General features: G+C 72.7%; 5 protein-coding genes. All 5 read right to left on the bottom strand.

All coding sequences use genetic code 11. The features are described 5' to 3' along the window. Positions 1 to 1,688: putative porin (locus FHW78_RS19790; RefSeq protein WP_183645127.1), on the bottom strand; the 1,688-nt coding region annotated here is incomplete at its 3' end. 67 nt (positions 1,689 to 1,755) lie between these two features. After that, a complete protein-coding gene (locus FHW78_RS19785) occupies positions 1,756 to 2,445 on the bottom strand; it encodes a cell envelope integrity protein TolA (RefSeq protein ID WP_183645124.1) in 690 nt (229 codons plus the stop codon). A gap of 4 nt (positions 2,446 to 2,449) precedes the next feature. Then, positions 2,450 to 2,860, bottom strand: a complete 411-nt coding sequence (locus FHW78_RS19780) for a biopolymer transporter ExbD (protein ID WP_183645121.1) — start codon at positions 2,858 to 2,860, stop codon at positions 2,450 to 2,452. 10 nt (positions 2,861 to 2,870) lie between these two features. After that, the gene (locus FHW78_RS19775; protein WP_183645118.1) at positions 2,871 to 4,679 is read right to left on the bottom strand and encodes a MotA/TolQ/ExbB proton channel family protein; all 1,809 of its coding nucleotides are present in this window, start codon (positions 4,677 to 4,679) and stop codon (positions 2,871 to 2,873) included. A 29-nt stretch (positions 4,680 to 4,708) separates the two neighbouring features. Then, a partial coding sequence (locus FHW78_RS19770; protein WP_183645115.1) for a ShlB/FhaC/HecB family hemolysin secretion/activation protein occupies positions 4,709 to 6,196 on the bottom strand: 1,488 nt, incomplete at its 5' end.

Here is a 6,196-nt window from a genome sequence, read left to right as displayed (position 1 = left end):
TGGAAGACATCGATGGACAGCGGGGCGCCGCTGACTTCCTTGGCGGCCATCCAGCGGCCGGTCAGCCAGACCTTGCGGTCGAAGGCGTAGGAGGCGCCCAGGTAGTAGCCCTTGGCGTTGGTGCCGCCGAGATGGAAATTGGAGTCGTTGAACCCGTCCGGCAGCGCGTCCGGGTCGATGCGCTTGTAGCCCAGCCAGGCGTTCCAGTCGCCGGCCTGGGCCAGGGCCAGGTCGCCGAAGGTGGCCTGGACCAGGTAGGCGGTGTCGCCGCTGTCCAGGTCGGCCACGGTGGGGGTGGCGCCGGCCGGGGTGGCCAGGTTGGTGACCAGCCCGCCATGGGCGCGGGTCCACATCCGCTGCGGGTCGTAGGCGGTGTTCTTGACCCCGTGGGCGTCCAGGCGCAGGCGGGTGCCGGCCAGGGCCGGGGTCTCCCAGCTCAGATTCACGTCCACCAACCTGAAATTGGCCGCCAGGCCCACGTACTGCGGCAGCGGGGTGTTGGCCGGGTCCAGCGGGTCCAGGGCGATGTTGCGCAGGAGCATGAGGGTGTTGCCCTTCTGCATGAACGCCGGGCGGGTGCCGTCGGTGCTGCAGACCTGGGCGCCGGCGTACAGCGCGCAGGGGGCCGAGTACTCGCCGGAGATGTTGCGGAACTGGTAGTAGGCCAGCGCCGCGCGCAGGGTCTGGTCCTGCCCGAAACGCCAGTTGGCGCCCACCTGCAGGCCGTTGAGCCACTTGTCGCGGCTGGCCTGCTTGTCCTGGCTGGTGGCCGGGAAGTTGTCGGCCGAGTATTCCAGCGGGCTCAGGCCCAGGGTGGCGAACAGGTCCAGGCCCTGGCCCACGGCCCGTTCGTACTTGACCGCCAGGCCGTCGAAGTTGAGGTCGTTGGAGAACAGGATGTCGGTGGACCAGTAGGGGTTGGCGAAGCGTCCGCCGGTGAACTCCAGGCCCGGCAGCGGCGACCAGGCCAGCCAGGCCTGGTCCAGCCAGGCGTCCTTCTTGGCCAGGCCGCCGCCCAGGGTCTGGGTGGTGGAGACCGGGCCGTCGTCGTTGCCGGTGGCCAGGCGCACGCCGGCGCGGGTGTGGTCGCCCAGTTGGGCCAGCACGCCCAGGCGGGCGCGGATGCGCCAGGAGTTGTTGCGGTCCTGGCGGGTGTTGCGCAGCGGCGGCAGGTCCAGGTTGGTGTTGGGGTTGATGTCGTAGCCATCGCCGGCGTTGATGCGGGCCCAGTCGGTCTCGATGGTGCTGTTGCGTTCGGAGAACAGGCGCGACTCGTTGCGCACGCGCACATCGCCGGTGACCTGCACGCGCTGGGTCCACTCCGGCACCGCCTCCGGGGCGGCCCAGCGTTCGGCCTTGGCCTGGGCCAGCACCTCGGCCTTGACCTCCTCGCGGATGCCTTCGCGCACGGACTCGGGGATGTAGGGCACGCGCACCTCGCCCGGTTCCAGGGCCGGGCCGGCGGTGCTGGCGGCCGGGCGGGCGGCGGCCTCGCGGCGGGCTTCCTCGAGCAGGGCCTGGCCCACCTGGGGGGTGAGCGCGCCGCTGTCGATGAGGCCGCGGATGAGCTTGACCAGGGTGCTCTCGGCGGCCGGGGCGTCCTGGGCCTGGGCGGCGGTGGACAGGACCAGGGCCAGGCCGATGCCGGCGGCCAGGTGGCGCAGGCGGGAAAGGGGAAGACGGGTCATGGGCAACTCACAAGGCAGGAAAAAGGGGCGGAAAAGGGGGGCAGTGGTCGGCACGGGGCGGTCCGGGTCAGCCGGCGGGCCGGCGGCCCTGCACCAGCACCCGGGCCGGGAAGGTCAGCGAGGCCGGCGGGCGTTCGTCCACCCGGCCCAGGGCGCGCACGGCTTCCAGCACGGCCTGGTCGGCGTCGGGGTTGCCGCTGCCGCGGGCCAGTTCGACCCGGCTCAGTTCCCCGCCGGGGCCGAGCCAGACGTGCAGGGTCAGCTGGAAGGCCAGCGGGCGCAGGCGTTCGTCGCGGGCGATGGCCTGCTGCAGGACGTAGCCCAGGTAGCGGCCGTAGGAGGCGTTGCCGGCGCCGCCGGCGCCGACCCCACTCATGCCGCCGCCGCGGCCGGACTGGATGCCGAAATTGTCGGTGCCGGCCTGGGCGTCGGCGTTCATGGTCACCGGGTCGGCGGTGTCCGGGGGGGGCGCCTCCTCGGCCGGCTTGGGCACGTCCTCCAGCGGCTCGGGCTCGGGCATAACCTCCTCCGGTTCCACTTCCGGCTCGGGTTCGGGCTCGGGTTCGGGCGGCGGCGGGGGCGGCGGCGGCAAGGTCAGCACCGGCACGGCGGCCACCGGCCGGCGGGTGCTGGCCGGGTCCTTGAGCAGCAGGTAGCCGACCAGGCCCACCAGCAGCGCGGCCAGCAGCAGCGCCCCGAGCAGGGCCGGCCAGCCCGCGCGCAGGCCGCGTCCGGGACGGGGGTCGGGCGCAGTCATGGCCTCACCCCTGCGCCTTGCCGGTGACCAGGCCGACCTGGGTCAGCTCGATGCGCCGCAGCAGGTCCAGCACTTCCACCACCCGGGCGTACTGCACCTGGGCGTCACCGCGCACGATGACCGGGAAGTCCGGGGTGATGGCCTGTTCGGTGCGCAGGCGCTGTTCCAGCTCGGCCAGGCTCACCGGGTAGGCGTCCAGGAAAATCTGCCCGGCGTTGTCCACCGTGATGGCCTTGGTCTGCGGCTTCTCCAGGGCCTGGCTGCTGCTGGCCTTGGGCAGGTTGACCTCAATGCCGGGGATGGTGGCGTTGCTGGTCAAAATGAAAATGACCAGCACCACCAGCAGCACGTCCACGAAGGGGGTGACGTTGATGCCCTTCTCGCGTTTTTTGACACCCAATCGCTTGGCGGCCATGGCGCGGTCCTCAGGCCCGCACCGAGTGCAGCACCGACGGCACCGGGCCGGCGGCGTCGAACTCCTCGGCCAGGCGGGCGCTGAACTCGTCCACGAACACGGCCATGTCCGCGCCGATGGCCTCGGCGCGGGCGGCCAGCCAGTTGTAGCCAAACAGGGCCGGGATGGCCACGCCCAGGCCGGCGGCCGTGCACAGCAGCGCCGCGGCCATGCCCGGGGCCACCGAGTTGATGTCCACCGCCCCGGCCATGGCCGCCACCGCGAACACCAGCATGATGCCGATGACGGTGCCGAACAGGCCCACGTAGGGGGCGCCTTCAATGGTGGTGGACAGCCAGTTCATGCGCCGGCTCATGCGCTCGCCTTCGCGGATGACCTCGGCGTCCATGGCCGCGCGGATGGCCGCCAGCGCGGCCGCGCTCAGGCCGTGGGCATGGGCCTGGCGGCCCTTGAGTTCGTCCATGGCGATGGCGTACAGCCGCCACAGGCTGGCGTGCTCGCGGATGTCCGCGTCCAGGGTGCCCTGGCGGGCGCGTTCCTGCAGGCTGGCCGCCGGCAGGCCGGCCACCTGCTGGTACTGCACGGCGAAGGCCGCGTTGGCCCGGCTGACCCGCCCGAAATACCGCCCCTTGGCCAGCATGATGGCCCAGGACAGCAGCAGCATCAGCCCCAGCACGATGACCACCACCCAGGCGTCCACCGGCATGGACTTCAAAATGAACCCGAAATGGCTCACCCCGGCGTTCTGTTCGTCCTCGCCCAGGCGCACCAGCCGCGCGGCCGGGCCCTGCGAGGCCACCTCGGCCAGCAGCGCGGCCGCCGGCCGGGCCACCTTGGACAGGCGCATCTCGTCCAGCGCGCCGGTGAACGGCGCGGCGGCCACCGCCCCGGCCGGGGCCGGGGCGCCTTCGCCGCCGACCCAGGCCGGACCGGCCAGCGCCGGCAGCGGCGTGGCCACCCGCGCCACTTCCCGCCCGCCCACGTACAGCACCACCGCCCCGGCGTCGGCGGTGAAGGCCAGATGGCTCCACTGCCCGCTTGGCAATGCGGCCACCGGCGCGCTGCGCGCCTGGTCCACCTGCACGAACGGCACCCCGTTGTCCACGCCCAGCCACAGCAGGTGCTCCCCGTCCCGGCGCAGGTACACGCTCTGGCCCGGACCGGCCGCCTCGGGCTTGACCCATGCCGAGAAGCTCATCGTCCCGCCGGCCGGCACCGCCAGCGAGGCCGAGGCCGGCAGCTGGAAGGGCGCCTTGCCCAGTTGCGCGCCGCGGCCGATGAGGGCCGCCTCCAGCGCGGTCAACGGGCCGCTGGCGTGGTTGCCGTAGGCGGTGGTGTCCTGGACCTGGGCGGTGGTGCCGGCGAAGTGGTAGACGGCGGTGTAGTCCGGGTCGAACACCAGCTGGCCGTTGCCCGCGGCCGGGGCCTGCGGGTTGCCGTAGTACATCCACAGGGTCTGCGCCGCGCCCGGGGTCACCGCCGGCACGTCGACCCAGACCAGGGCCATGGCCGCGGCCGCGTCGTAGCGCTCGACCTGGTGGTTGAGCACGGTGTGCCCGTCGGCGGCGATGAAGCGCAGGTCCCGGCCGCCCTCGCCCACCCCGTCGAAGGCGAAGTTGCCCGCGTGCAGGCGCACCAGCACCGGCAGCCGGCCCGGGCCGGTGGCCAGGCCCGCGCCCTGCGGGCCGGCGTCCACCGTCAGCGGCTTGCGGTACTTCCAGTCGGCCTGCCACCAGGCCGGACCGGGTTCCTGGGCCCGGGCGCTGGCCTGCAGCGACAGGCCCAGCAGCATCAACAACAGGAGAAGGACGCGTTGCATGGAAAAATCTCCAGAAAAAGAAATGAGGGTCAGTAGCTGGCGCCGACGCTGACGTGCAGCCGGTCCGCGCCGCGGGTGGTGGTGGGCCCGTCCAGCAGGCTGTGGCCGTAGTCCAGGCGCACGTCGAAGTGCTCGCCCACCCGGAAGCTGGTCCCGAACCCCAGCGACGCCAGCGAGGCCTCGGCTTCCTGTTCGGGCAGCGGCCGGCGCAGGCCCAGCCAGGCCCCGTCCAGGTAGCCGTGGAAGCGCCACTCGCACAGGCCCCAGCGGGTCAGCGGCGCGCTGCGCCACTCCAGGGTGAACATCGCCCCGTAGTCGCCGATGGCCTCGGCCGAGCGGTAGCCGCGGGTGGTGTACATGCCGCCGGCGGCGAACTGCTCGCCGGACACCAGCGGCTGGTCGGTCAGCTGCGCCGACACCCGCGCGTACCACTGCGCCCCGCTGGCGAGGCTGTAGGTGTCGCTGACATCGGCCTTGAGCACGAAGAAGCTGGCATCGGCATAGGCGCGCTTCCAGTCGAACGCGTCCGCCCCGCTGCCGTAGCCCAGCACGCTGCGCGCGCCGAACACCGCCTGCAGGCCCAGCGCGAACTGGTGTCGCTCGCCCTGGCGGAACCCGCTGTAGGCCAGGGTCACCGGCGCGTACTTCAGCGGCGCGAAGTCGCTGGCCATCCCGGTCAGGGCCACCGCCTCGTCCATGTCCTTGAAGTCCACCCCCAGCGTCCACTGGTGCCACCAGGCCCCGGCCTGCGGCAGGGTGTGGCTGAGCTTGAGGCCCACCGCGTGGCCCTTGCCGGTGACCTGGGTGGTGCCGCTGGAGACCACGTTGCTGTCGGAGCGGTAGCCGGCCGCTTCCAGCTGCCAGTCCGGCCCGCCCAGCGGCAGCCGGTAGGACCCGGACCACACGCTGGCCTCGTCCACGTCCTGCGGGGCGGCGAACCAGCTCAGCGAGGCGCTGTGCTCGCGCTGCCACAAATTGTCGTGGCCCACGCTCAGGATGCTGCGCAGCCGGGTGGTGTCCACGCTGTGGTCGTTGTTGACCGTCAGGCTGGCCCGCCACGGCGCGGTGTCTTCCACCTTCAGGTCCACGTCCATGGTCCCCTCCGTGGCCCCGGGCTTGACCAGCGGCACCACCTGCCGGCGCGCGGTGCGGTTGAGCGCGGCCAGCTGGTCCTGGGCGCGGCGGAAGTCCGGCACCTGCCCGGTGGCCAGCGCCGGCACCGCCGCGCGCAGCCGCGCCGGGTCGTGGTGCCGGGCCCCGACCACGTTCACTGTCCCCACCCGGGTCTGGGTCACCTGCAGCACCACCACCCCGCCGCTGACCTGCTGCTCGGGCAGGTCCACGTACACGGACTGGTAGCCGCGCTGCTGGTAGGCCGCCTGCAGCGCATCGCGCGCGGCCTCCACGTCGGCCAGCGTCCGTCCCGGGCCCAGGTACGGCATCACCGCCTGCTCAATCTCCCGCGCCGCCAGCACGCTGTTGCCGCGCACCCGGTACTCCTGGATGCTCACCCGCTG

It is taken from the genome of Pseudoxanthomonas sp. OG2 (assembly GCF_014192765.1).
GTDB lineage: Bacteria > Pseudomonadota > Gammaproteobacteria > Xanthomonadales > Xanthomonadaceae > Pseudoxanthomonas_A > Pseudoxanthomonas_A beigongshangi.
Note: the sequence above shows the minus strand (reverse complement) of the source record. Positions and strands in the feature narration are given on the sequence as shown.

Excerpts from the sequence above, each read along its gene's own strand:
- FHW78_RS19785 (WP_183645124.1), bottom strand. The coding sequence starts at position 2,445 with ATGACTGCGCCCGACCCCCGTCCCGGACGCGGCCTGCGCGCGGGCTGG.
- FHW78_RS19780 (WP_183645121.1), bottom strand. The coding sequence starts at position 2,860 with ATGGCCGCCAAGCGATTGGGTGTCAAAAAACGCGAGAAGGGCATCAAC.
- FHW78_RS19775 (WP_183645118.1), bottom strand. The coding sequence starts at position 4,679 with ATGCAACGCGTCCTTCTCCTGTTGTTGATGCTGCTGGGCCTGTCGCTG.